The organism is Pseudomonas kulmbachensis (assembly GCF_963681935.1).
Taxonomy (GTDB): Bacteria; Pseudomonadota; Gammaproteobacteria; order Pseudomonadales; family Pseudomonadaceae; genus Aquipseudomonas; species Aquipseudomonas kulmbachensis.
Window position 1 is genome coordinate 1,650,980 of the sequence record NZ_OY817088.1, and the last position, 24,649, is coordinate 1,675,628.

Consider the following 24,649-nt stretch of genomic DNA (forward strand, 5'->3'; position numbering starts at 1 on the left):
ATGTTGTCGCGCCTACCTGCCGTCACCCGCTACCTGTCAGTTGCCGCACTTTGTGTTGCGGGTCCCGCTGTCGCGCTTGAATTCCCGTTGCCACCGCCTGGCGAAGATGTCGTCGGCGAGGTGCAGGTGATCAAGGGCAAGTACGAAGACTCCTTCGCTGATCTGGGCAACAAGTACGAACTGGGTTACTCGGAAATGATCGCTGCCAACCCTGGGATTGATGCCTGGTTGCCGGTCAAGAAGAACCTGGATGGCACCATAGTCGACACCGATATCGTGTTGCCGACCCAGTTCATCCTGCCGCCGGGCAAGCGTGAAGGGATCGTGATCAACCTGGCCGAGTACCGGTTGTACTACTTCCCCAAAGACCAGAACAAGGTTTACACCTTTCCGCTGGGGATTGGCCGTGAAGGCTGGGGTTCGCCTTTAGGTCAGACCAAGGTCACCGCCAAGACGCCTAATCCAACCTGGACCCCACCGGCTTCGATCAAGGCAGAGCACGCCAAAAATGGCGATCCGCTGCCGAACGTGGTGCCTGCAGGCCCTGATAATCCGTTGGGCCCGTTCAAGTTCACGCTTGGCATGCCGGGCTACCTGATCCATGGCTCGAACGCGAAGTTCGGTATTGGCACCGGGACCAGCCATGGCTGTTTCCGCATGCTCAACCAGAACGTTCTTGAAATGTCGCGCATGGTGCCTGTCGGTACGCCGGTAAGAATCATCAACGAGCCGTACAAGATTGGCGTCAGTGGCGGCAAGGTTTTCCTCGAGGTCCATGAGCCCCTGAACGTCAAGGATGGCTCCTTGTTGGCGGTCAGCGACAAGTCCCACTTGACCCCTGAAGACTTGCAGAACAAGTACGCAGGCTTCATCAACTTTCTGCTCAAGCACAAAGACCTGGAAAACAAAGTCCAGATAGACAAGGACAAGGCGTTCCCGGTAGTGGGTGCCGAGACGGGCATACCGGCAGAAATCGGTGTATCCAACTCAGTGGCCGTCGGCCAGTCGCTGGACTACGTGCAGTAAAAACGCACTAAAAAAAGCCGCCGCGGTTATTAACCTCGGCGGCTTTTTATTGCCTGTTTAGTCGCTGGCAGGCAATAAAAAAGCCGACCTAAAAATAGGTCGGCTTGGTAACAATCCCGAAGGACTATTACTTGCGGCTTGCTTTTTCAAGCATGCGCAGAGCGCGCTCGTTAGCTTCATCAGCAGTCTGTTGTGCTTTTTGAGCAGCAGCCAGAGCTTCGTCAGCTTTACGGTAGGCTTCGTCAGCACGAGCCTGGGAGCGAGCTGCTGCATCTTCAGTTGCAGTCAGACGGGCTTCAGTTTCTTTAGATACGCTGCTGCAACCGGTAGCCAGAACTGCGGCCAATGCCAGAGCAGAGAATTTCAGAACGTTGTTCATCGTGTTCCCCTTCAAGGACTTTCTAATTAAAGCTGTTCCTTCAAAGTGAGGAAACAGCCGGCGTACATAGTACCCATTACTTGTAGTAAGTAAAATGACCTAGCGCAAGAACCAAAAAAAATAATTGGAAAGCATTGTTGATGGGCTAGCTTTAACAGATTGTGTTTGTAAAACAGTCAGTTTCAAGTGTTACGCAATGCCATGCCGGTGTTGCCAGTACGTGACTTTAAATGCGCGTCTACGTCATAGCCTCAACCTTCCGAAAAATGTTCAGGGCTTCTTTCGGGTTATCGGGCTGACGAAACGTTTGGGCAGGCTTATTCTGCTGACAACTGCCGATCGCATGAATTGAACATTTGCCTTGAGAGTGGCTACTCTTTGCTCAGTCCTGTCGACCTGTCGACCTGTCGCGTGTTGGCAGTGTGGGCGATGGCGTAGTAGTTCCCTCGGCGGAAAAACATCAGTAAGGTAGGGGTCACGGTTCGAGACCCGCGAAGGAGCAATGATGAGCGAGGCGTTGTCTATCCACCATGACCAGGCAGGTCACCAGTTTGAGACCACTGTCGACGGTCATCGTGCTTACCTGACCTACATGGATCTGGGCAAGCAGACTCTGGATATCTATCGCACGTTCGTGCCCAACGCCTTGCGTGGTCGGGGTATTGCGGCAGCATTGACAGAGCAGGCGCTCGATTACGCCGACAAGATGGGCTATGAGGTGATCCCCTCATGTTCTTATGTTGAGCGCTACATGGAGCGCCACAAGCGCCCTCAAGCCAACACCTGAAAGCAGATTCACAAAAACGCCGGGCACGCCCCGGCGTTTTTGTGTGCGGCTATAACTGCACGGTGATCGCGCTGGTGGGGCGAGTACAACACAGCAGGATGTCGCCATGTTGCGGTGCCTCCAGCGGTTCCTCCAGATACTCCACGGTTCCCTCCTGCAGTCGTACCTGGCAGGTGTTGCACAGCCCCGCCCGGCAGTTGAAGGCGGGCTCAAGGCCTGCCTGCTCGGCCAACTCCAGTAGCGAGTGACAGTTTTCATCCCACACCACCCGAGTACCGGACGGCATAAAGCACACGCTCAGCGTGTCGGCTTCCGGACGCTGTGCGGTTGGTGGACTGACAGGTGCTGCCAGCGGGCTGACCTCGTCTTCTTCAAGCACGGCAGCCGGGCCAAAGAACTCATAGTGGATACGTTCCCTGGCGACCCCCAGGCTGCGCAACAGGCGCCAGTTCGCTTGCATGAACGGGCGTGGGCCGCACAGGTAGACATCGTAGTCGTCCAGCGGCAGCAACTGTTGCAGGGTCTGGCGGGTAATCAGGCCTTCGCTATGGTAACGACTCCGGTCGTCTGCGCCGGGGGTGCGATAGCAAAAATGCACGTTGATACCCGGGCGCCGGTCGGCCAGGGCCAGGACTTCATCGCGCAGGGCATGTACCGTGCTGTTTTCGCAGGCATGCACAAAATATACGGCGCGGCTTGAGTCGCGGCTCAGGCTGTGGAGCATGCTGACCATCGGCGTCAGGCCAACCCCGCCGCTGAACAACAGCACGGGGCGGGTACTGAGTTCATCCAGCACAAAGGTTCCGGACGGGCCTGCGACTTGCAGCAAATCGCCCGTCTGTACGCAGTCATGCAGGTGGTTGGAGCCCAGCCCCGGCGGCAGTTGAGGCTGGTCAAGGGGCGCCGGTTCGCGCTTGACCGAAATCCGCACCTGGCCCGGTTTGGCGGCGCAGGCGCTGAAGCTGTAGTTGCGCAGCAACGTGCTGTTGTTTGCCAGAGTCAGGCGCAGGGTGAGGAACTGCCCTGGGCGAAAATCCAGACGGCTGATACCGTCCGCAGGTGCCAGCACGAAGGAGGTGATGATGGCGCTTTCCGGTTGCTTGTCGATCACCCGCCAGGCACTGAACCCCGGTGTTTGCGTACTCATCTCAGGCCTCCACTGCAGGCATCAGCGGGATCAGCTGTTCCGGTTGCTCAAGTGCAATCAAGCGCGCCAGGTTACGCCGAAACCGCAGTGGGCCCGCGTCTGAAGCCAGGTCAATATTGGGGCTGCGCTTGTGGGTCATGCCTTGATGGACTGCGCTGAGCACAATCCGGTCTTCGGCAAACGCGTGGCGTACGTCTTCATCAAACTGACGGGAAATATCCGGGTTGTCCTGATCGAAATTGCGCACCTGAAACCAGTAATAGCGCGTGTTCGATTCGTCGATGGGGGTCATGAAGTTATAGGAGTTCATCAGGAACACCTGCTCATGCAGCTCGCCATCATCGCTACCGGTGCCCGCGGGGGTGAAGATGGCCTTGATAATGGCCTGCGCGGGGTAGTGGACTTCGTAGTGTTGCTTGCGATCGCAGTTGCCGCTGAATTTGACGAACTTGGCATAGAAGGGCGCAACTTCAACGTCACGCATCCAGCGCGAAACGATTACGCCGACATCGCTGACCCGGGTTTGCAGCGGCTCCTGGGCGCAGGCGGCGTTGCCAAAAGATGACTGATGGACCCACGCCACATGGGACGGATCAAGCAGGTTGTCGGTCATGTACAGATAGTTGCACGGGATAAGCATGCTGTCGCCACGGTTGAGTCCCCAGGCCGGATCGTCCCATTCGGGTACCTGGCAAATCTTGTCGGCATCGGCCAGTTCGGCATCGCCCATCCAGATCCAGATCAGGCCGTAGCGCACTTGCAGCGGATAGCTGCGCACTTTTGCGCCCTTGGGGACATGGCTGCTGCCGGGGGCCTTGACGCAACTGCCGGAGCAGTCGAACGTCAGGCCGTGATAGCCGCATTCGATGTCATCGCCCTTGCGTCGGCCCAACGACAGCGGCAACTTGCGGTGCGGGCAGGCATCCTCCAGGGCAACCGGGGTGCCATCGCCCTTGCGATACAGCACCACGGACTCGTTGAGCAACTTGACGGCAAGCAACTCCTCACCCAACTCGGTTTCACTGGCTGCGACGTACCACGCGTTGCGCATAAACATGCGGTCTCTCCTTATTATTCTGGTATATGCCCTGTGCGAGGACGAGACCAGAATAAGAGGGAGCGCTTGAGTAAGAATAGATGGGTAAATCTGTTGTTTTGTTTAGATTTACTTAACTGATGACGTTGGTCGAATACACCCCTGTAGATACTCTGTTCCAGATCAAGCCCCAGTGGGAGCGAGCCTGCTCGCGAATGATCTTCGCGAGCAGGCTCGCTCCCACGCTTGAAGTCTCTCTGCGGCAGCGGCTACAGGATTTATGGTGTAGCTGACTTGGTCAGCTCTTCCAGCGCCCGCTCCCAGATCTGCCGCGTACGCACCCAGACCAGCTCTTGCCAGTCAGGGTCGGCCGGGAAGAATTGCTCCAGCAGTTTGAGTTTGATCTGTCGCGCCTCGGGGCTGAACAGGTCGCCGTGCAAATGCAGCCACTGATCGTCGCGCAACACCGTATGAATCTGCTCGCCGGGGTAGGTGCCGCACTCGATCACAAACGGCATCAGTTGCACTTGGGGCAGGGCATCAATGATGGCCTGTGAGGTGTAACCGGTGGCGGTGGCGGCCACCCCCGTGTCGCTGTGGCTACCAGCACCGGTCATCAAGGTGTACAGCCACGGACCGAACAGACGCTGGGCATCTTTCAGTGCCGGGTAAGGGGCCTGGGCGATGGTCATCAGCATCGGATGGCCGTACTCACCGGCCCCGGTGTGCAGGTCGAAGCACATGACGCTGCTGGCGTGCCCCAGATGCTCCTGCAGAATGCGGTGCAGCGTCCGGTTCGACCAACTGGCAGCGTTACCGCCGTAAAACAGCCCATCGGGATGGCGATACTGGCCCGCTTCGACAATCGACATCACCGCCGACCAGCCTTCACGTTGCACCCGCTCATTGAGCAGGGCATCCGCCTGCTCGCGGTGCGGGCCGCGCAGTTGGTCGCAGGTATAGATCGCGTGCAGTGCTTCGTAAGGCTGGTTGTCGGGCGCTGCCTGATTGAAGTCCAGGTAGTTGCGATTGAGGTCGATATTGTCTTCGTTAACCCGGCGCATCCAGGCCGTGCCCCACGGGTTGATCAAGTGAATCATCAACACCGCGACATCCTCGGGCAGGCTGCGCTCGCGCAAGTCGTGCAGCCATTGACGCTGACAGTCCGAGCCGTAATAGCCTTCCACGCCGTGGGTGCCGCTCAGGGCTACCAGCAGGTGTTTGGCCTGGGGGTTGCCGATCAGCGCGCCGTCGGTGCTCAGTGCCTCGCCAAATGGGCCGCGTAGTGGATGGGGATACTCATGAAGTTGCGCGCCAGCTTCGTTGGCCGCAGCCAGAAATTGTTCCCGCTGGTGGGCAAAACTGCGGTGTGAAGGGAAACCTGTGGTCATGCCTTTCTCCTGTTGAACTGCCTACTCACTTCAAGCGCCCGGAAAGAAACTGGGTCAAACGCTCACTCTTGGGATTGACCAGCACTTCGCCCGGCGGTCCTTGTTCTTCCACCAGTCCTTGATGCAGAAACATCACATGGTTGGAGACATTGCGCGCAAAACCCATTTCATGGGTCACGACCACCATAGTGCGGCCCTCTTCAGCCAGGGCCTGCATCACCTTGAGTACTTCACCGACCAGCTCCGGGTCCAGGGCCGAGGTGGGCTCATCGAACAGCATCACTTCCGGTTCCATCGCCAGAGCCCGGGCAATGGCGACCCGCTGCTGTTGTCCGCCGGAAAGATGGGACGGGTACTTGTTTTCGACTTCCGGTGCCAGGCCCACTTTGTGCAAATACTGGCGCGCCCGCTCGATGGCTTCCTTGCGCTTGATGCCCAGCACATGCACCGGGGCTTCGATGATGTTTTCCAGTACGGTCATGTGTTGCCACAGATTGAAATGCTGAAACACCATGGCCAGCTTGGTGCGGATTTTTTGCAGCTGGCGTGGATCAGCCACACACAAGGCTCCGTTCAGATCCTGTTTGGTACGGATCGGCTCATCGTTGACCGTGATGCTGCCGGCGCAGGGCTGTTCCAGAAAGTTGATGCAACGCAGGAAGGTGCTTTTGCCCGAGCCACTGGAGCCAATAATGCTGATCACGTCACCGGCCTTGGCCTGGAGCGACACGCCCTTGAGGACTTCGTGATTGCCATACTTCTTGTGCAAGCCCTCGATACTGAGTTTGTACATGCTCGATGTTCTCCAAATGACGCCGGTTTAATGGGCCTGCGGTTGCAAGAAGGCTAGCCAGCGGTTTTCGCAGCGGCGAAACACCCAGACCAGGGTAAAGACCATCACCGCGTACAACACGGCGGCCAGGCCAAAGGCTTCAAACGAGGAGTAGGTGGCCGAGTTCACATCGCGAGCGACCTTCAACAGATCCGGCACCGTGGCGGTAAAGGCCAGGGTGGTGGAGTGCAGCATCAGGATCACTTCGTTGCTGTAGAACGGCAGCGAGCGGCGCAGCGCCGAGGGCAGAATGATGCGTCGGTACAGAGTGAATTCAGACATGCCGTAGGCACGCCCGGCTTCAATTTCGCCATAGGGCGTGGCTCGAATGGCCCCGGCAAAAATCTCCGTGGTGTAGGCACAAGTGTTGAGCGCAAACGCCAGCAGGGTGCAGTTGATGCCTTCGCGAAAGAACGCGTCCAACGCCGGCTGGTCACGCACTATCTGCAAGCTGTAGATCCCGGTGTAGAGAATCAGCAGTTGGATGTACAAGGGCGTGCCGCGAAACACGTAAGTGTAGAACCACACCGGGATGCGCAGCAGCGGGTTGCGCGACACCCGTGCGACAGCCAATGGCACGGCCAGAGTGCCGCCGATGGCAATCGAAGCAACCAATAGCCACAAGGTCATGGCCACGCCCGACAGCTGATAACCATCGAACCACAGGTAGGACTTCCAATATTCCTGGATGATTTCGTTCACAGTTGGGCACCTCTGACGCCGACCGAATAGCGACGCTCAAGCCACATCAATACGCCGTTGGACACGGTGGTCAGGGCCAGGTAAATCAGCCCGCCGATCACGCTGAAAAAGAACAGGTCCATCGAGTTTTTACCGGCATCCTGGGTGACTTTGACGATGTCGATCAAACCGATGATCGATACCAGCGCCGTCGCTTTGATCAGTACTTGCCAGTTATTGCCGATGCCCGGCAGCGCGAAACGCATCATTTGCGGGAACAGCACGCGGATGAATACCTGACGCCGGTTCATGCCGTATGCCACGGCTGCTTCGAGCTGGCCGGCAGGCACGGCCTGAAAGGCTCCGCGAAAGGTTTCGGTGAAATAGGCCCCGTAAATAAAACCCAGAGTCAGCACCCCGGCGGCAAACGGGTTGATGTCGATCTGATCGACTTGCAGCCACTCGGTGAAGTTGTTCAGCCAGATTTGCAGGCTGAAAAACAGCAGCAGCATGATCACCAGATCCGGCACGCTACGGATCAGCGTGGTGTAGCCCGCTGCCAGATTGCGCAAGGTCCGTTGTTTCGACAGCTTGGCCGACGCGCCGATCAGGCCCAGTGTTACGGCCAGCAGCATCGACAGCAGTGCCAATTGGATGGTTGCCAGCGTCCCTTCGACAATCAGTGAGCCATAGCCCTGTAAAAGCATGTTCTGTCGCTCCAGAGGCAACGACGGCCCGCAGGCCGGTTGCGCGAAAGTGCAATACAAGGCGCCGGACCACCTGCATGCAGGCTATCCGGCACCGTTCAGACGCGGGCTTCAGTTATAGATATCGAAGGTGAAGTATTTTTTCTGGATGGTGTCGTAGGTGCCGTCCTTGTGCATGGCTGCCAGTGCCCGGTTGATGGCTTCGAGCAATACCGGGTCATCCTTGCGCAGGCCGATGGCGATGCCTTCGCCGAGGATCTCGGTGTTGGTCACCGCGTCACCGGCGAACGAGAAACCGGTGTTCTTGCTGGTCTGCAAGAAGCCGATATCCGCCACGGCAGCATCGGTCAGGCTGGCATCGATACGACCACTGATCAGGTCGGGGTACAGCAGGTCCTGGTTGGGGTAGGTGACCATGATCACCCCCTGCGGCGCCCAAATGGCTTTGACGTAAGCTTCCTGAGTGGTGCCTTGGGCGACGCCGACACGCTTGCCTTTGAGCGACTCGGGGGTCGGCAGCAGGCCGCTGTCTTTCTTCGCGATCAAGCGGTTGGGAGAGTTGTAGAGGCGATCCGAGAATGCGACGTTCTTTTTGCGCTGCTCGTTAACGGTCATGGCTGATAACACCGCGTCGAACTTCTTCGCGCGCAAGGCCGGGATACTGCTGTCAAACGGGGTCTCTACCCATTTGCACTTGACCTTGAGTTCGGCGCAGATGGCGTTGCCCAGATCAATATCAAAGCCCACCAGTTCACCCTTTTCGTTTTTGGACTCGAAGGGCGCGAAAGTGGGGTCAACACCGAAGCGAATCTCGCTCAGATCCTTGGCCAGAATGCCGGTAGATACCAGTGCCAAGACGGTTGCGAGGACAAGTTTTTTCATTGTTATTTTCCTTTGTCAGACGGATTCAGCGTTATGACCGATCTACATATACGATGCGCATTGACCGTACCTGTATATACATGACGAGCAAATTACAGGCCAATTCGGTGGGATGGCGTGCCAGAGCGGTTCTCTGGCCTGGTACGGGCCACTAACGCGCGGGCTGTGCCAGCCAGTAGGGTGTGCCGTTACGTAGAGTTACATCTGTGTGGGAATTTTCCTCGCTGTGCGGCGCAGGGGCTCTTCAGAATACGAGGCTTTCATTTTTCTAAAAGAGGGTGAAAGCTGTGGCTTTCTATAGCTCAGCTAAAGTATCGACCCGCTGAATTGCCTCTGGAGATGTGGATGAACAGCTTGCCTTCCCTGCGTGCCTTGCAGGTTTTTGAAGCCGTTGGACGCTTTGGCGGGATTGTGGAGGCGGCCAGGCGCCTGGGGATTTCGGCCGGGGCTGTCAGTCAGCAGATGAAACTGCTGGAGGACACCCTGGGTTTGAGCCTGACCCACAAAGTCGGCAAGCGCATCCGCCTGACCGTTGCCGGGCAGCGTTATCACGAGAGTTGTGCCGCTGCTTTTGAAAGTTTGCGCATTGCCCAGACCGAAGTCGAGCGCTCGAAAAATGCCAGCAACCTGCGCATCAGCGCGTTGCCGTCGCTGCTTTCGGAGTGGTTGGCGCCGCATATTTATGCCTGGCAGGCCGAGCACCCCCAGCTCAATGTGTTTCTTGATGGCAGCCATGCCGAGCCGTCGCCTGACGGCTATGACATCGACTTTCGCTTCACCTACGGCGATTACGTGGCGAGTGAGAACGCCATTGAGCTATACCGCGATTGCGTGGTGCCGGTGCTGAGCCCGCAGCTGTTGCGCACCGAGGCGCCGCTCAACAGCCCGCAGGACTTGCTGGCCTATCCCTTGCTGTCGATTGACTGGTTGCCCAAGTTTGCTTCACCACCGTCGTGGCGCGACTGGTTCAAGGCCCAGCAGGTTGACTGCGAAGGGTTGCGCGACGGTTATCGGGTTTATTCATTGTCGGCCATGGCAATCCATGCCGCTCAAGCGGGGCAGGGTGTGGTGTTGGCGCAATACTCGATGGTGGCTGATGCCCTGGCGCAGGGGCGCTTGGTCATGCCGTTCCCTTACGGCTTGCCCTTGCCTTCAGCGTATTTTCTGGTGGGCGCCAAGGGCGCTTTTGACAACGCGCATTGCCGCGATTTTCATCGCTGGATGGTGGCGCGTGGGCGGGAGCAGATGGTGGCAAGCCAGCGTTTGCTGGGCTCAGACTGACCTGTAGCCGCTGCCGCAGGCTGCGAGAAGGTCCGAAGGACCTTCGCCGTTGAAGGCAGGACAGCTAGGCTGCCCATCGCAGCCTGCGGTAGCGGCTACAAGTTGAGGAGTATCAGCACTACAGATCAGGTGTGTTAGCCGCGATCACGTTTTGGCAGCACATCCTTGAGCTTGGCATGCATGCTGCGCAAGGTGCTTTCGGTGGCCGCCCAATCGATGCAGGCATCGGTAATCGACACGCCGTATTGCAGGTCTTCGAGGTTTTTCGGGATTGCCTGGCAGCCCCAATTCAAGTGACTTTCGACCATCAGGCCGATAATCGACTGGTTGCCCTCGACGATCTGGTTAGCCACGTTTTCCATGACCAGCGGTTGCAGCGCCGGGTCTTTGTTGGAGTTGGCGTGGCTGCAGTCGACCATGATATTCGGACGGATTTTTGCCTTGTTCAGCGCTTGCTCACAGAGCGCGACGCTGACCGAATCATAGTTGGGCTTGCCGTTGCCGCCGCGCAATACCACGTGGCCGTAGGCGTTGCCCTTGGTGGTGACGATCGACACGCCGCCTTCCTGGTTGATCCCCAGGAAGCGATGCGGGCTGGAAACCGACTGCAGGGCGTTGATCGCCACGGTCAGGCCGCCATCGGTGCCGTTCTTGAAACCTACCGAGGAAGACAGACCGGAAGCCATTTCGCGGTGGGTCTGCGATTCGGTGGTACGGGCGCCAATCGCCGACCAGCTGATCAGGTCCTGCAAGTACTGCGGGGAAATCGGATCAAGGGCTTCAGTGGCCGTTGGGAGGCCCATTTCAGCCAGATCCAGCAGCAGTTTGCGGCCAATGTGCAGACCGTCTTCGATCTTGAAGGAGTCGTCCAGGTACGGATCGTTGATCAGGCCTTTCCAGCCCACGGTGGTCCGTGGCTTTTCGAAATAAACGCGCATCACCAGGTACAGCGTGTCGCTGACTTCTGCGGCGAGCACTTTAAGGCGCTCGGCATACTCGTGGGCAGCCTTGATATCGTGGATCGAGCAAGGCCCGATAACAACGAACAGTCGATGGTCGGTGCCATCCAGGATGTTGCGAATCACCTCACGGCCTTTGGTCACGGTCTGCAGAGCCGTTTCACGCAAAGGCATTTCGCGCTTGAGCTGTTCAGGTGTGATCAGGGTTTCGTTGGAGGCAACGTTTAGGTCGTCGATCGGTAAATCAGCCATCGTGTTACTCGTCAGGTCACGGGTGCCGGCCGCCAGCGATCCCCGTGCGGCGGAGCACTGCTTGGTTGATCGCATCGGGGAGCCGAACCTTAACGCGTTAACCGGTTATTCGACAATGGGCAAGCACAGCTTTAATCCAGCACTGCCTGCGCCATTGCGTGATCGAGGGTCGCCTGGGAGAACTCCGCAGCGTGGTGACTGACCCATTCCAGGGCCAGGGCCTCCAGGTCTTGCGGGCATGGATTTTGTTGGCGCTGGAGGCGTGAGTAGTGCTCGATCTGGCAAATCTGTTCGCCCATGCGCGCGCCAAACAGGGTTTGTTCGTCGATCAGGGCAATCCCGACGCGGTAACCCTGCAGGTGTTTCTCGCACCAGGCGATATAGCCTGGGTAATGTGCGTTTTCCCCCAGGGTGGGCATGTACAGGTCGACCGCAGTGCCGCGTCGCCAGCCTCTATCGCTATTGCATGACACGCCGCCGAGGCTGATAGAGTGCAGCTTCTGACGCGAAAGTGAAGGTTGTTTGCGCAGCGTTATCTCAACGGGAACATCATCTGGGTGAGGTAAAAAACGACCCATGAACACTGACTCCAAGTGCCATCAATTTAATATTGTCTTATGAGTATAGTGAGCGAAATGGAACTGACCGACTTTGATGCCGATCAGCTGCTGCTGGCGCTACCCGGGACCTCGCTGGTGATTTTTACCAGCGCTGGTTGTTCGGCCTGTCGCACTGCTCGGCGCATGCTGCCAGAGATGCAGTTGCCCATTGACCGGCTGTGCTGGATCGATGCCAGTGACAACGGGGGCCTGGTCGAGCGCTATGAGATTTTCCATTTGCCAACCCTGTTTGTGGTGCGCGACGGGGCGTTTTACGGTGAGCTCAAGTCCCGTTTGAGTGAAGGCGAATTGGCGCACCATATTCGACTCGCCTTGATGCTTGAGCCTGACGAGTTACCTTGATCCGATATTTGTACTCGCTTGAAAACCTGTGGAGGCGATATGAGCAAAGGCTTAAAAGGCAAGCTGGTGCTGGCCATCTCTTCTCGGGCCCTGTTCGACTTGAGTGATAGCCATCAGGTGTACTTGACCCAAGGGATCGAGGCATACCGCCAGTACCAGATCGAACATGAAGATGAAGTACTTGCCCCGGGGGATGCCTTCGCGCTGGTCAAGAAGCTCCTTAGTTTCAACGCCAGCCTTGGGCGCGAGCGGGTCGAGGTGGTGCTGGTGTCGCGCAACAGTGCCGATACCGGGTTGCGGGTGTTCAATTCGATCCAGCATTACGGCCTGAATATTTCCCGGGCAGCGTTTTCCGGTGGGCGCAATCCGCATCCATATCTCAATGCATTTGGCTGTGATCTGTTTTTATCGACCCATGCCGATGATGTGCGCAGCGCATTGAATGCCGGGTTTGCGGCGGCGACCATTTTGTCGGGTGGCGCGTTGCGTGCCGAGAGCAACGAATTACGGATTGCCTTCGACGGTGATGCGGTGCTGTTTTCCGATGAGTCAGAGCGCGTGTTTCAGACCGGTGGCCTTGAGGCGTTTCAGTCCCTTGAGCGCGAGTCCGCGCGCAACCCGTTGCGTGGCGGGCCGTTCAAAGGTTTTTTGGAGGCGCTTAACCTGCTGCAACGCGAGTTTCCTGATGATGCATGCCCGATTCGCACCGCGCTGGTCACCGCACGTTCGGCGCCAGCCCATGAGCGGGTGATACGCACGTTGCGTGATTGGGATATTCGCCTGGACGAGTCACTGTTTCTCGGCGGGCTGGATAAATCGGCGTTTCTGGAAGCCTTTGCAGCGGACGTGTTTTTCGACGATCAGGCCGGTCATTGCGAAAGGGCGCGTCAGGTTGTCGCTACCGGTCATGTGCCCCACGGCATCAGCAATGAATCCGCGGACTCAACGCCCGAGTAGCCGCGTGGGCAAGTTATTGCGCGGATCATCGTACTTGTCCGTGCGCTGCTAAGCTGAATCAATCTCGTCCATTAAAGCTGTCGAGGGGGTCGTATGATTCGCTCAATTCTGTACGCCACTGATCTCGGTATTTACTCGCCGGTAGTGATGCAGCATGCGTTGGGGTTGGCCAGCAGTTTCGGCGCAGATCTGTATGTAGTGCATGTGGTTGAGCCCATGGGGCTGTTTGCCGAGTCGGTATTAGAAAGCTACCTCGATGAGCAGGCGTTGAGCGAGCTGCATCAGCAGGGCATGGACACCATGCTTTCAAATATAGAGCTGCGGGTTTTTGCAAGTATTCGCGAAGAGTTGGCAGGGGGGGAGCGGGAACTGGCCCTGATTCGATCGGTCAAGGTTATTCAGGGCGAGCCTTCGCAGGTCATTCTGGAGCAGTCGCGCAAACTGTTGGTTGATCTGCTGGTTCTGGGCAGTCATGCCCAGTCAACGGGGGGCGAATCGCATTTGGGGCGTACGGCAGCCCGGATTATCGATCTGGTACAGATCCCGGTGTATCTGGTGCCGCTGATGCAGCGTCGGCGCAGTACTGATGTGTAAGGCTGATGAATCGATAAAAACGATAAAAAGTTCTAGATTTCTTATTCCAACCTTCCATATAGTTATATACCGCCGCCGATACCCTTGGCGTCTATCAGCTTTGAGGGATGCATATGAAGCTTCAACAATTGCGCTACATCTGGGAAGTGGCGCACCACGACCTCAACGTTTCGGCCACCGCGCAGAGTCTTTACACCTCACAGCCGGGTATCAGCAAACAGATCCGCCTGCTTGAAGATGAGCTGGGGGTCGAGGTCTTTGCCCGTAGTGGTAAACACCTGACCCGAGTGACACCGGCAGGCGAGCGTATTATCACCACCGCTGGCGAGATCCTGCGCAAGGTCGAAAGCATCAAGCAGATCGCCCAGGAATTTTCCAACGAGAAAAAAGGCACGCTGTCGATTGCCACCACCCACACCCAGGCGCGTTATGCCTTGCCGCCGGTGATCAGTAATTTCATCAAGCAATACCCGGATGTTGCGTTGCACATGCACCAGGGTTCGCCGATGCAAATTGCCGAAATGGCCGCCGATGGTACGGTCGATTTTGCGATTGCCACTGAGGCCCTGGAGCTGTTCGGTGATCTGGTGATGATGCCGTGCTACCGCTGGAATCGCTGTGTGGTGGTGCCACAAGGTCACCCACTGACCAAATTGCCGAAGCTGACCCTTGAAGCGCTGGCTGAATACCCGATCGTGACCTATGTGTTCGGCTTTACCGGTCGCTCCAAACTCGACGAAGCCTTCAGCCACCGCGGCCTGACCCCTAAAGTGGTGTTTACCGCTGCTGACGCCGACGTGATCAAAACCTATGTACGTTTGGGTCTGGGTGTTGGCATCGTGGCCAAAATGGCCGTGGACACCAAACTCGACAACGACCTGGTGGTACTGGATGCGAGCGAACTGTTCGAGTCGAGCATCACCAAGATCGGTTTCCGCCGTGGCACCTTCCTGCGCGGGTTTATGTGCGACTTTATCGAAAAGTTCGCTCCGCACCTCACCCGTGAAGTCATGGCCAAGGCCATTGCGTGCCACAACAAACAGGAACTGGAAGACCTGTTCGAAGGCGTTGAACTGCCGGTGCATTAAGTGCGCCATTCTGGACTTTAGCCGCTACCGCAGGCTGCGATAAGGTCCGCAGGACCTTTAAGAATCAGGGCCGCTGCGCTGCCCATCGCAGCCTGCGGCAGCGGCTATATGTGTTTGCGGTTACTGCTCGGCATTACGCGTATGTCGGTACGCGCTCACCGCGTCATACACGGCCTTGCGCAAACGGTTGATCCCGCCTATCGGCCGATGCTCTTCAATCCCGTGCCACGGGCTGAACGACAGGTTGTCACACGTCAGATTCTGACTTGGGGTGTCGAAGTCTTGAGGGGCAATCTTGACTCGTGCCACGGTCTCGAAGGGCGCGTCAGACTCTTTCCACTCGATACTGGTGTCTTCGATCGGCATAAAGCGATTGGCGTTCTGACGCTGGATTTGCAGCACAAAACAGGCCGGTACTCGGTCCGTGGACAGTTGCTGGTTCAAGGCGTTGCGCAAAAAGTTGGGCAGCGCCTCGTTCTGCTTGGGCAAGTTATACGCCGGGCAACTGTCGGGGTCAGGGGCTACCCGGTATTTGGCATTGGCCGTGCCGAACTTGTAAGGCGATACCGAAAAGTAGGTGGTTTGAGTTGGGCTGGCCGGAGCCGGTGCCAATGTGGCCAGGGCAATAAACAAATGACGGACTTGCCAACTGCGCGGGTCCCATGACGGGAAGAACGCTGCGATCTTTTTGCCATCGGCCTGGGCCGCGATGTTCTGACGATATTCGGCAACATCGCTGACAAAGAAGTTGGGGTGGTTGAACATCACAAAGTCCTGTTCGTGACGGCCTTGCTGGCTCGGCAACAGTTGAGCCCCCGGCACGTCGAGCAACTTGATCGCCATGCCACGGGCATCGCGGATGCTGTCGAATTGCGGGTAAGCGTTGCCATTGGACAGGCGCATCACGGCTTGCCAGGTTTTGCCTGGGGTGGCAAACACGCCTTCGCGCAAAGTCGGGTCCAGGTCATCCAGCACCTGGACTTGCGCCTTGACGCAGCCATGAGCCTTGGCGTGGGCATCGCGCAGATAGCGGGTGTTCTCGCGATGCTGGTCGACGATCCTGATCGCTGTCTGGAGGGTGTCCTGGGTCATGGCGGCTTCACCCGCCGGTATCTGCTCCTGAGCCGAGACCGGCCCGCGATGCTGCCAGGCGTACCAGCCTGTAGCAAGCGCCCAGCCGAGTAACCCCAAGGCAATCAGCAGCAACAGCAACTTGCCCAGCCATTTGCCGAGTCGAAGCCAGAAAGTGGTCAGCATGCAAACATCCTTTTAGCGAAAGCTTCGGTGTGTTGAAGGCGCTTCATTGGTTGGGCAACTGTTGCTCAAGAGGACCGCCGAGCACTTTCAAGTACTCCAGCAGCGCCCAGCGTTCTTCGGGTTGCAGCAGGCGGCCGATCACTCCATTGCCACGAGGACCGGAGCGGAACTCGTGACCGCTGTTGTGATTGCCGCTGATGCGGGTGTCGAGTACAAAACCGCCGTCAAAGGCCTCTGTGCGGTAGCCCAAATGGCGCGGGTCGTACTCAAAGCTGCCGCGATAGAAGGTAGCGTCGCGCTCGGACTGTGGTGACAGCAGTTGGTACACCGTAGGTACCGAACCGTTGTGCAGGAAGGGTGCCGTGGCCCAGATCCCGTCGAGCGGCCGAGCCTTGTAGGCACGCAACTCCATGACGCCAATCGGCAGGCCAAAGCCATTGAGGCGATCCTGCTCTTCAGGGCCGATGTTGGCGTCGTGGTAGGCACGCTTTTCAACAAAGGCGGTTACGTAGGCCAAACCCTTGGCTACCGACAGTTTGCTCATGTCCAGAGGCGCGTCGGTTTTGGGGAACAAATCCACATTCATTCCGGCCAGTTCGGCGGGGTCCCATTGCAATGCGCTCAGGTCGTAACGGTTGTCGGCGATGTTATTCGCGGTATTGGGATCGGTGCCAATCACCTCGACCGGCAGCATTTTGAGTTGCTTGACCCATCGCCCGTTTTCTTCAACCACAGGCGGCACGTGACACCCGGCGCAATTTTCGCTGAATAGCGCGCGACCTTTGGCGGCCAGAGGGCGATCGACCGGGCCGAACAGGTCTTCGGGCCAGACCGGGGGCTTGAGTTTTTGCAGGGTCTCTTCGATCAGGTGCAGGTCATTGACCCGGACACTCGACGGATAACGAGCATCGCCTTGCAGTGGCTGACCATGGGGGTCGAAAAAGTTCAGGGTGGCGCCAACGCCAAGCGCTTCGCCAATGTTGCGTGCCATCGGCTGCTTGGCCGAGCCGGTCCACTGCACCCAGTCAAACGTCCACATATCCCACAGGTGTGGATAGTCTACCGGAGCGTTGGCCACACGGTAGTTGGCGGGGGAAATTGCATCGCCGAAGCTGGCGTTGGCAATACGCCCAAATGCATCGGTGCGGCCAGGGCCTTCTAGCGTCGGATAGAGGCCGCGATGGGTGTCGTTCCAGGCCACACTCAGGAAGTTGTCCAGCGACGCCTTGAAGTCCTTGCGCAGCTGCTGGTGTTGCGCATCGTATTGATCGCCCAGCACCGTGCGGGCGAAACGCTCGAATTTCCACGGGTTGTAATAAGTCGCTGCAAGGCTGGCTACCAGCGCCTGGCCAAAACTGCCGCCGCGCAAGGTAGGTACGCTGGATGGCAGCACGTGCTGTGCCGGGGCGCCGTCAATGCGCAGTGCCTGGCCTTTGAACCGCAACTCGCCGGTGTGACAGGCTGCGCAGGTGATATCCAGGTACTCCACGGTGCTGCCAGGGTTCTGGTGACGAGTAAAACCCACTGGCAAATTGGCCGGGTTGGCGGCACTGGCCTGTTGCTGGGGAGCAACCAGAAAGCCAAAGCGCGCCAAATACTCGGGTGCTGCGAAAGGCTGCTTTGAAAAAGGCAGCTCCAGGGCGCTGAACCAGTCGTAATGCAGGCCTTTAACCTGTGTGCCCTGAGGGGTGTAGTAATAAGTTTGACGGTCAGCAGGGCTCCACTGGTCAAGATAGTGCAGTTGCTGCGGGGGTTGGTAGGCAGGCAGCTTCGGGTTGGCAATGAAGTAAATCACCAGGCCAATTCCCAGGGCCAATGCCACCAGCAACCCCAGCAAAACACGGTAAAACAGACGCACAATAACGCTCCTTGTAAGAATATTTACAGCCTTATGCCTCAGGTGTGGCCTGGCATCAAGCAATCATGGGGTGGCACCGTCAGGTTTGGCAGGTTCTCAGATGTGTAAATAAAAGTTGCGGCTATTATGAATTCTTCCGAGAACACCGTTCCGGCGGTGAACTTATCCATGATTTGTCTCTCTTAACCCGGTAGCCATTGGTCGCGGCCGCCTGATAAGCTCGCGGCTTTATTCGATTGCCCATTTGGCGCATGAACAAGGAAATAGCATGAAACAGCATCGGTTGGCGGCAGCTGTGGCCCTGGTAAGTCTGGTACTGGCGGGTTGTGATTCGCAGACCAGCGTAGAGCTGAAAACCCCTGCGCAAAAAGCCTCGTACGGCATCGGCCTGAACATGGGCAAAAGCCTGGCTCAGGAAGGCATGGATGACCTTGATTCCAAGGCTGTAGCCCAGGGCATCGAAGATGCCGTCGGCAAGAAAGAGCAAAAGCTCAAGGACGATGAACTGATCGAAGCGTTCGCAGCACTGCAAAAGCGTGCGGAAGAGCGTCTGACCAAAATGAGTGAAGAAGCCTCTACTGCAGGTAAAAAATTCCTCGAAGAAAATGCCAAGAAAGCTGGTGTTGTCACTACCGCTTCTGGCTTGCAGTACGAAGTAATCAAGAAAGCCGATGGTCCTCAGCCTAAAGCTACCGACGTGGTGACTGTTCACTACGAAGGCAAACTGATTGATGGCAAGGTGTTCGACAGCTCGGTAGAGCGTGGTAGCCCGATTGATCTGCCGGTTAGCGGTGTAATCCCGGGTTGGGTTGAAGGCCTGCAACTGATGCACGTTGGCGAGAAGTACAAGCTGTACATCCCAAGCGAACTGGCTTACGGCGCACAAAGCCCAAGCCCGTCGATCCCGGCCAATTCGGTACTGGTATTCGACCTGGAACTGCTGGGCATCAAAGATCCTGCCAAAGCAGAGCAAGACGCTGCCCAATAAGCAGTTTTTTGTACGCACAACGCCCCGTCTCGACGGGGCGTTGTCGTATCTGTAGTCCGAGTTGTATTTTTGTAAGTTCTGTCCTACAAAACTCAAAATGTCCCATAAGTTCCATTGGCTAGTGGTTGCTGACTGCCAAGTCAATGAATTTATGGGTTTTTTTATGTGTGTAAAAAACGCCCGATCTGACTACAAGCCTTATGGGACGGGCCTTTCAGCCATGAAAAACAGCTCTGTTCACAAGGTTATCCACAATTTGTGTGGATAACATTTGCCGATCAACGTGCTGTTTTGGGGCGTTTTCCACTAATCGCCTATTTGAGATCAAAAACTCCCGAGCCCTTGGTAGCTGTTAGGATTAGGCTTATAGGGAAAGTTCCGACTCGAGCTATATAAAAGTCTGACGGGGTTTAGTAATGGATCTTCAAATTATCAAGCGCAATGGCGAGCCCGAATACGCAGTTCTCTCATGGGAAAGCTATCAGGCTCTGCTCAAGGCTGCAGGTATCAAGGAGCCGGCACCAGCACCGGATGTGCAGCCGGCAGTTCCCGAGCAGGTTCTGCTCGGGCTCGATCAATTGCGCGTTCTGCGCGAGAACAAGGGCCTGGCCCTTGAGGCGCTGGCGCGCACAGTAGGCATCAGTGCGTCGTATCTGGGAATGATCGAATCCGGGGAGCGTCTTCCGGATCTCGCTATTCGTCGCAGCTTGGCCTGGGAACTGGGTATCGCAGGTTGGAGGGAAGCATCATGAGCGTTCGCATCAGTCGGCAACACTGGGACGGGTTGTTGGCTGAGCTCGATCAGGCGCGTCGACAGCGCCATTTGCTGACGTACCGTGCGTTGTTGGAGCGGTTGCAATTGCCGAGCCCGGCCATGTTGACCTTGACCGCAGCACTTGAGCATCTGGCGGCGATGGATGCCAAGGCCGAACAACCATTGCGCAGTTCGCTGGTGATCAGCCAGGGCGCAAGCCGTCTGCCACGTACCGGTTTTTTTGAATGCGCAGAGCGACTTGGACGCTTTCCCGGCCCGCCGGATGGCATTGCTGCCGCGTCGTGGCATGCCTCTGAGGTCGTACGGGTGTTTGAGTACGCTTACGAGCACGAGGAAGCTTGAGTGCTCTGGCGACTTAAAGCGCGCTTGAGCTACTGGCTGGCGCGCAAGTTGTTTCACTGGTCCTGGTGTGTCCGCCAACCGCGTATCTGGCGCTGGATGGAAGGACAGTTCTCGCGCATGGCCAACCTGGGGGATACCCGCGCCCAAAGCTTCTATGGGCATATCCTGGCCTTTCGCGGTCAAGGATTGGGGGCGAAGGAGGAGGGCGTGCGTTTGTTGCGCCTGGCAGCGTTGAGCGGCGATGCGAAGGCCGCATACCAAGTGGGTGTTTTCTGTCTGGCAGGTTCGCTCGGCAAAGCGCCTGATGCAGTCGAAGCTGCACGCTGGTGGACGATGGCGGTAAAAGCCGGGCACCCGTTGGCAGCACATAAACTGGAGATGTTGAATGAGCAGGGTGGTCCGCGATAGCAGGCCGACCCGCAACTGCCCTGGCATTACCCATCGCCAATAAAAAGGGCGGGCGCATTACGCGGCCCGCCCTTTTTTTCATCGGCTGGAATTACTTCTTGGCAACCTGCGAGCTGAGCTTGAGGTAGTCCAGCAGAATCCGCCCGGTTTCACTCAGGTAGGCGTCATCTTCCGGTTTGGTCTTTTCAGGTTCGACCGGCAATGCATCTTCGTCTTCTTTCTTCATTTCCTTGAGCGGTGCTTCGCCTTTGGCCTGACGACGGGCGTTTTCCATCACCAACTGCTTGGCGTCGATGTCGGCGTGTTGTGCGCGACGTTCCGCTTCGTTGAGGCTGACGGTTTTCTCGGTCATCAGTTTTTCGGCGAGGGCCAGCTTGTCGCGGATAAAGATGAACTCGGCATCTTTGGCAACTCGTGCGTCATGCTCGGCTTTCAGCTGATTGATGAAAGGCTTGAACGGATCGACAGCAGGCTTGATGGCAGGACGGATGGTGTCCCACGGCATGGCTTCAGGCAGTGCGCTCTCGCCGATTTCCTTGGTGTCGATGATCGACGGGAAAGCGACATCGGGCAGTACGCCCTGATGCTGGGTGCTCTGACCGGATACCCGGTAGAACTTGGCCAGGGTCAGTTTCAGTTCGCCATGATTCAGCGGCTGGATGGTTTGCACCGTCCCTTTGCCGAAGGTCTGGCCGCCAATGATCAGCGCACGATGGTAATCCTGCATGGCACCGGCAAAAATCTCCGAGGCTGAAGCCGACAGGCGATTGACCAGCAACGCCATCGGGCCTTTGTAGAACGCGCCCGGGTTTTCGTCTTCAAGAACGTCGACCTTACCGTCGGCGTTACGCACCAGAACGGTTGGGCCCTTGTCGATAAACAGGCTGGTCAGTTCGGTGGCTTCCTGCAACGAACCGCCGCCGTTGTTGCGCAGGTCGATGATCACGCCATCGACTTTTTCTTTCTGCAACTCGGTCAGCAGTTTTTTGACGTCGCGGGTGGTGCTCTTGTAGTTCGGGTCGCCTGCACGGAACGCTTTGAAGTCCAGGTAGAACGCCGGGATTTCAATCACGCCGAGCTTGTAGTCCTTGCCATCCTGTTTCAGGTTGAGAATAGACTTTTTCGCGGCCTGCTCTTCAAGCTTCACCGCTTCGCGGGTGATGGACACGATCTTGCTGGTCTGGTCGTTAGGCGCGTTGCTCGCTGGAATCACTTCCAGGCGCACCACAGAGCCTTTAGGGCCACGAATCAGTTTGACCACTTCGTCCAGACGCCAGCCGATTACGTCGACCATCTCTTTATCGCCTTGGGCGACACCGATGATCTTGTCCGCCGGAGCGACCTGTTTGGTCTTGTCGGCCGGGCCTGCGGGCACCAGACGGACAATTTTCACCTGGTCGTTATCGCTCTGCAACACGGCGCCAATGCCTTCCAGCGACAGGCTCATGTTGATGTCGAAGTTTTCCGCGTTATCTGGCGACAGATAGTTGGTGTGCGGATCGTAAGACATGGCGAAGGTGTTGATGTACGCCTGGAAGATATCTTCGCTGCGGGTCTGATCGAGGCGCGCCAGTTGATTCTTGTAGCGCTTGGTCAGCAGTTCCTGAATTTTCGCAGGCTCCTTGCCGGCAATCTTCAGACGCAGGACTTCGTCCTTGATGCGTTTGCGCCACAGATCATTGAGCTCGGCTTCGGACTTGAGCCATGGAGCTTCCTTGCGGTCGATCTCCAGGCTTTCCTTGGCTTTAAAGTCCAACGAATCAACGCCTTTGTTCAACTCGGCAAGGGCGAAGTCCAGACGCGACTTGACGCGATCCAGATAGCGCTTGTAGATGATGAAACCGGGGTTGAGGTCGCCGCTTTTGAGGAAGTCGTCAAACTTGTACTTCCACTTGTCAAATTCGGCAATGTCGCTTGCCAGAAAGTAACTGCGCGAAGGGTCCAGCAGCTTCAAGTAGCTGTCATAGATGATCGCCGAGCGGGCGTCATCCAGTGGCGGCTTGCTGTAATGATGGCGCTTGAGCAGCTCAACAACGTTAAGACTGGCAATTACCTCATCACGATCGGGCTGAAGGTTATCCCAACTGTTAGCGGCAAACGTATTGGCCGAAAACGGCAAAACGCCTAAGCCAATGAATAGGGCAAGTGCGGTGCTAGGGAATAAATGCTTCATGCTGATTCGACGCGGGGGCAATTGATAACGCATATTAGGCCGTCTTTGAAGTCGCCGGTTCCATCAAGGACCGGTCGCATAATGCAAAAAGCCCGGTGCTATAGCGCCGGGCTCAGTCCAGACTCACTATGGAGGCACTGTGAAAGCATTGCAAGGCGTTGAAGGTCAAGTGACATGGGTTGAGGAGCCAAGCCCTACCTGTGATGTAGGACAAATTCGGATTCGAGTAGCGGCTGCGGGTCTCAATCGGGCCGACTTGTTACAGAGCGCTGGCTTGTATCCGCCGCCGCCGGGTGCCAGTCAGATGTTGGGGCTGGAGTGCTCCGGAGTGGTCAGCGAAGTGGGCCCGGGTTCCTCCTGGCAGCTTGGCGACCGGGTTTGCGCGCTGTTGGCGGGCGGTGGCATGGCGCAAGAGGTGGTGGTCGATGGCCGTCACGCTTTGCCGGTGCCGGAAGGCTTGTCGTTGATTGAAGCCGCGGCCTTGCCTGAGGTTTACAGCACGGCTTGGCTCAACCTGTTTCAACTGGCGGGTCTCAAACCAGGTGAAAAAGTGTTGTTGCACGCGGGTGCAAGTGGTGTCGGTTCAGCGGCCATTCAGCTGTGCAAGGCCTTTGGCAGCCCGTGCTGGGTGAGCGTAGGTTCGGCTGACCGGCTGGCTTACTGCCAGGCGCTGGGCGCTCAAGGTGGAGTGGTGCGCACCGATGGGCTGGACGATCTAAAGGCCTTGGGTCCTTTTGATGTAGTGCTCGACCCGGTGGGCGCCAACTATGCCGAATCCAACCTCAAGTTGCTGGCACAGGACGGGCGTTGGGTGTTGATCGGTTTGATGGGCGGTCGCAAGGCCGAGCTGGATCTGGCGTTGGTACTGGGCAAGCGTATCCAGTTACTGGGCTCGACCTTGCGCAGCCGCAGCGACCAGTTCAAGGCTGACCTGCTCAGTGATCTGGGGCAGCAGGTATGGCCGTTGTTCACCGAAGGCCGCTTGAGCCCGCAACTGGCTAAAACCTTCCCGATTGAAGAGGCCCAGGCGGCGTTTGCCGAACTGGCCAGTAATCAGGTGTCGGGCAAGCTGGTGCTGGTGATTGACGCGAGTCTGGTGTAGCTATTTGAAGCGTACGCACATCGTTTAGATACTCTGTTCCAGGTCAAGCCCCAGTGGGAGCGAGCCTGCTCGCGAATGATCTTCGCGAGCAGGCTCGCTCCCACGCGCAGGCTACAGGTGTGAGGTGTTACTTCCAGTGATGGATCGGCCATCCGGCCTTTTCAGCCTGTTCGAGCAATACCGGATCCGGATTGACGACATGGGGATGGTCAACCTTGAGCAATAACGGCAAATCGTTACGCGAGTCGGAGTAAAAGCTCGCGCCTTCGAGATTCTCTTCCTGCTCATCGAGCCATTCCAGCAGGCGCGTGATCTTGCCTTCGCGGTAAGTCAAAGTGCCCACGGTGTTGCCGGTGTAGAAACCGTGGGCAACTTCCAGTTCAATCCCCAGTACTTCATCGATGCCCAGGCGCTCTGCAATGGGCTTGACCAAGTGTGTGCCCGAGGCCGAAATCACCAGGATCCGGTCACCTGCCTTGCGGTGTGCGGCAATGGTTCGCGTCGCGTCACTGAAAATGATCGGTTCGATAAAGTCTTCAACCCAGGGGCCGACCAAATGCTCGACTTCTTCGGGGGTGCGACCGATCAGGGGTTCCAGGCTGAAGGCCATATAGTCCTCCATGGCCAGCTCGCCCCGGCTGTAGGCGTCCATCAATTCGTTGTTGCGCTGCATGAACGACTTCGGGTCGACCCAGCCCAAGCGGCCCATCTGCTCGCTCCACAGGGTGGCGCAGTCGCCGTGAATCAGGGTTTCGTCCAGATCAAAGATTGCCAGAGCCATCAGC

27 protein-coding genes are annotated in these 24,649 nt (G+C 57.3%); 12 read left to right on the forward strand and 15 right to left on the reverse strand.

Annotated elements, in window-relative coordinates; translation table 11 throughout:
• Positions 1-1,026, forward strand: a complete 1,026-nt coding sequence (locus U5A05_RS07700; RefSeq protein ID WP_261741524.1) for a L,D-transpeptidase family protein — start codon at positions 1-3, stop codon at positions 1,024-1,026.
• A 127-nt stretch (positions 1,027-1,153) separates the two neighbouring features.
• Here U5A05_RS07700 and oprI read toward each other — a convergent pair whose 3' ends face one another.
• Positions 1,154-1,405 (reverse strand): outer membrane lipoprotei OprI, encoded by a 252-nt coding sequence (oprI, locus tag U5A05_RS07705; protein ID WP_003172710.1) that lies wholly within the window; start codon positions 1,403-1,405, stop codon positions 1,154-1,156.
• A gap of 505 nt (positions 1,406-1,910) precedes the next feature.
• Here oprI and U5A05_RS07710 point away from each other — a divergent pair.
• Positions 1,911-2,192, forward strand: a complete 282-nt coding sequence (locus U5A05_RS07710) for a GNAT family N-acetyltransferase (RefSeq protein ID WP_019827604.1) — start codon at positions 1,911-1,913, stop codon at positions 2,190-2,192.
• Between the two features lie 49 nt (positions 2,193-2,241).
• Here the strand turns inward: U5A05_RS07710 and U5A05_RS07715 are convergent, their stop codons facing one another.
• The 7 genes from U5A05_RS07715 to U5A05_RS07745 form a co-directional block, all read right to left on the reverse strand.
• Positions 2,242-3,339 carry a 2Fe-2S iron-sulfur cluster-binding protein gene (locus U5A05_RS07715; protein ID WP_321836058.1) on the reverse strand — a complete coding sequence of 366 codons (1,098 nt, stop codon included), beginning with the start codon at positions 3,337-3,339 and terminating at the stop codon, positions 2,242-2,244.
• 1 nt (position 3,340) lies between these two features.
• The gene (locus U5A05_RS07720) at positions 3,341-4,396 is read right to left on the reverse strand and encodes an aromatic ring-hydroxylating dioxygenase subunit alpha (RefSeq protein WP_261741526.1); all 1,056 of its coding nucleotides are present in this window, start codon (positions 4,394-4,396) and stop codon (positions 3,341-3,343) included.
• Positions 4,397-4,653: 257 nt separating this feature from the next.
• Positions 4,654-5,766 carry a DUF2817 domain-containing protein gene (locus U5A05_RS07725; RefSeq protein WP_321836059.1) on the reverse strand — a complete coding sequence of 371 codons (1,113 nt, stop codon included), beginning with the start codon at positions 5,764-5,766 and terminating at the stop codon, positions 4,654-4,656.
• A 25-nt stretch (positions 5,767-5,791) separates the two neighbouring features.
• On the reverse strand, positions 5,792-6,559 hold the full coding sequence (locus U5A05_RS07730; RefSeq protein ID WP_261741528.1) for an ABC transporter ATP-binding protein: 768 nt from the start codon (positions 6,557-6,559) through the stop codon (positions 5,792-5,794).
• 27 nt (positions 6,560-6,586) lie between these two features.
• A complete protein-coding gene (locus U5A05_RS07735) occupies positions 6,587-7,300 on the reverse strand; it encodes an ABC transporter permease (RefSeq protein WP_261741529.1) in 714 nt (237 codons plus the stop codon).
• Positions 7,297-7,986, reverse strand: a complete 690-nt coding sequence (locus tag U5A05_RS07740; protein ID WP_261741530.1) for an ABC transporter permease — start codon at positions 7,984-7,986, stop codon at positions 7,297-7,299. Before U5A05_RS07740 ends, U5A05_RS07735 begins: the two co-directional genes overlap by 4 nt.
• 111 nt (positions 7,987-8,097) lie before the next feature.
• Positions 8,098-8,868, reverse strand: a complete 771-nt coding sequence (locus U5A05_RS07745) for an ABC transporter substrate-binding protein (protein WP_321836060.1) — start codon at positions 8,866-8,868, stop codon at positions 8,098-8,100.
• A 345-nt stretch (positions 8,869-9,213) separates the two neighbouring features.
• Here U5A05_RS07745 and U5A05_RS07750 point away from each other — a divergent pair, with 345 nt between their 5' ends.
• Positions 9,214-10,149 carry a LysR substrate-binding domain-containing protein gene (locus tag U5A05_RS07750; RefSeq protein ID WP_261741532.1) on the forward strand — a complete coding sequence of 312 codons (936 nt, stop codon included), beginning with the start codon at positions 9,214-9,216 and terminating at the stop codon, positions 10,147-10,149.
• Positions 10,150-10,283: 134 nt separating this feature from the next.
• On the opposite strand, the gene U5A05_RS07755 is transcribed toward U5A05_RS07750, so the two are convergent.
• The gene (locus U5A05_RS07755; protein ID WP_261741533.1) at positions 10,284-11,360 is read right to left on the reverse strand and encodes a 3-deoxy-7-phosphoheptulonate synthase; all 1,077 of its coding nucleotides are present in this window, start codon (positions 11,358-11,360) and stop codon (positions 10,284-10,286) included.
• A gap of 131 nt (positions 11,361-11,491) precedes the next feature.
• Positions 11,492-11,938, reverse strand: a complete 447-nt coding sequence (locus U5A05_RS07760) for a PilZ domain-containing protein (RefSeq protein ID WP_261741534.1) — start codon at positions 11,936-11,938, stop codon at positions 11,492-11,494.
• Positions 11,939-11,995: 57 nt separating this feature from the next.
• Here U5A05_RS07760 and U5A05_RS07765 point away from each other — a divergent pair, with 57 nt between their 5' ends.
• The 4 genes from U5A05_RS07765 to cysB all read left to right on the forward strand — a co-directional run bounded on the left by U5A05_RS07765 (position 11,996) and on the right by cysB (position 14,961).
• Positions 11,996-12,322, forward strand: coding sequence for a thioredoxin family protein (locus U5A05_RS07765; RefSeq protein ID WP_425262896.1), 327 nt, complete (start codon positions 11,996-11,998; stop codon positions 12,320-12,322).
• Between the two features lie 39 nt (positions 12,323-12,361).
• Positions 12,362-13,279, forward strand: a complete 918-nt coding sequence (locus U5A05_RS07770; RefSeq protein WP_261741536.1) for a 5'-nucleotidase — start codon at positions 12,362-12,364, stop codon at positions 13,277-13,279.
• Positions 13,280-13,372: 93 nt separating this feature from the next.
• The gene (locus tag U5A05_RS07775; protein WP_261741537.1) at positions 13,373-13,873 is read left to right on the forward strand and encodes a universal stress protein; all 501 of its coding nucleotides are present in this window, start codon (positions 13,373-13,375) and stop codon (positions 13,871-13,873) included.
• 113 nt (positions 13,874-13,986) lie between these two features.
• Positions 13,987-14,961 carry an HTH-type transcriptional regulator CysB gene (cysB, locus tag U5A05_RS07780; RefSeq protein WP_019410733.1) on the forward strand — a complete coding sequence of 325 codons (975 nt, stop codon included), beginning with the start codon at positions 13,987-13,989 and terminating at the stop codon, positions 14,959-14,961.
• Positions 14,962-15,081: 120 nt separating this feature from the next.
• Here cysB and U5A05_RS07785 read toward each other — a convergent pair whose 3' ends face one another.
• Genes U5A05_RS07785 through U5A05_RS07795 form a run of 3 tightly spaced genes read right to left on the reverse strand, consistent with a single transcriptional unit; the run spans position 15,082 to position 18,246 of the window.
• Complete coding sequence (locus U5A05_RS07785) at positions 15,082-16,218, reverse strand: catalase family protein (RefSeq protein WP_261741538.1); 1,137 nt, start codon at positions 16,216-16,218, stop codon at positions 15,082-15,084.
• A gap of 43 nt (positions 16,219-16,261) precedes the next feature.
• The gene (locus U5A05_RS07790) at positions 16,262-18,076 is read right to left on the reverse strand and encodes a di-heme-cytochrome C peroxidase (RefSeq protein WP_261741539.1); all 1,815 of its coding nucleotides are present in this window, start codon (positions 18,074-18,076) and stop codon (positions 16,262-16,264) included.
• Positions 18,077-18,114: 38 nt separating this feature from the next.
• A complete protein-coding gene (locus tag U5A05_RS07795; protein ID WP_321836061.1) occupies positions 18,115-18,246 on the reverse strand; it encodes a hypothetical protein in 132 nt (43 codons plus the stop codon).
• A gap of 98 nt (positions 18,247-18,344) precedes the next feature.
• Here U5A05_RS07795 and bamJ point away from each other — a divergent pair, with 98 nt between their 5' ends.
• The 4 genes from bamJ to U5A05_RS07815 all read left to right on the forward strand — a co-directional run bounded on the left by bamJ (position 18,345) and on the right by U5A05_RS07815 (position 20,589).
• Positions 18,345-19,064, forward strand: coding sequence for a BamJ family beta-barrel-assembly machinery protein (gene bamJ / locus U5A05_RS07800; RefSeq protein ID WP_261741540.1), 720 nt, complete (start codon positions 18,345-18,347; stop codon positions 19,062-19,064).
• 416 nt (positions 19,065-19,480) lie between these two features.
• Positions 19,481-19,816: a helix-turn-helix domain-containing protein gene (locus tag U5A05_RS07805; protein ID WP_321836062.1), complete on the forward strand. Its 336-nt coding sequence runs from the start codon at positions 19,481-19,483 to the stop codon at positions 19,814-19,816.
• Positions 19,813-20,181: a hypothetical protein gene (locus U5A05_RS07810; RefSeq protein WP_261741542.1), complete on the forward strand. Its 369-nt coding sequence runs from the start codon at positions 19,813-19,815 to the stop codon at positions 20,179-20,181. The genes U5A05_RS07805 and U5A05_RS07810 overlap by 4 nt, the downstream gene beginning before the upstream one ends.
• Positions 20,182-20,589, forward strand: a complete 408-nt coding sequence (locus U5A05_RS07815; protein WP_321836063.1) for a tetratricopeptide repeat protein — start codon at positions 20,182-20,184, stop codon at positions 20,587-20,589.
• Positions 20,590-20,680: 91 nt separating this feature from the next.
• Here the strand turns inward: U5A05_RS07815 and U5A05_RS07820 are convergent, their stop codons facing one another.
• Positions 20,681-22,762: a carboxy terminal-processing peptidase gene (locus U5A05_RS07820; protein ID WP_261741544.1), complete on the reverse strand. Its 2,082-nt coding sequence runs from the start codon at positions 22,760-22,762 to the stop codon at positions 20,681-20,683.
• A gap of 139 nt (positions 22,763-22,901) precedes the next feature.
• On the opposite strand from U5A05_RS07820, the gene U5A05_RS07825 reads away from it, so the two are divergent.
• A complete protein-coding gene (locus U5A05_RS07825) occupies positions 22,902-23,864 on the forward strand; it encodes a zinc-binding dehydrogenase (RefSeq protein ID WP_321836064.1) in 963 nt (320 codons plus the stop codon).
• 127 nt (positions 23,865-23,991) lie between these two features.
• Here the strand turns inward: U5A05_RS07825 and U5A05_RS07830 are convergent, their stop codons facing one another.
• Positions 23,992-24,645: an HAD family hydrolase gene (locus tag U5A05_RS07830; protein WP_261741546.1), complete on the reverse strand. Its 654-nt coding sequence runs from the start codon at positions 24,643-24,645 to the stop codon at positions 23,992-23,994.
• Positions 24,646-24,649 lie beyond the last annotated feature (4 nt).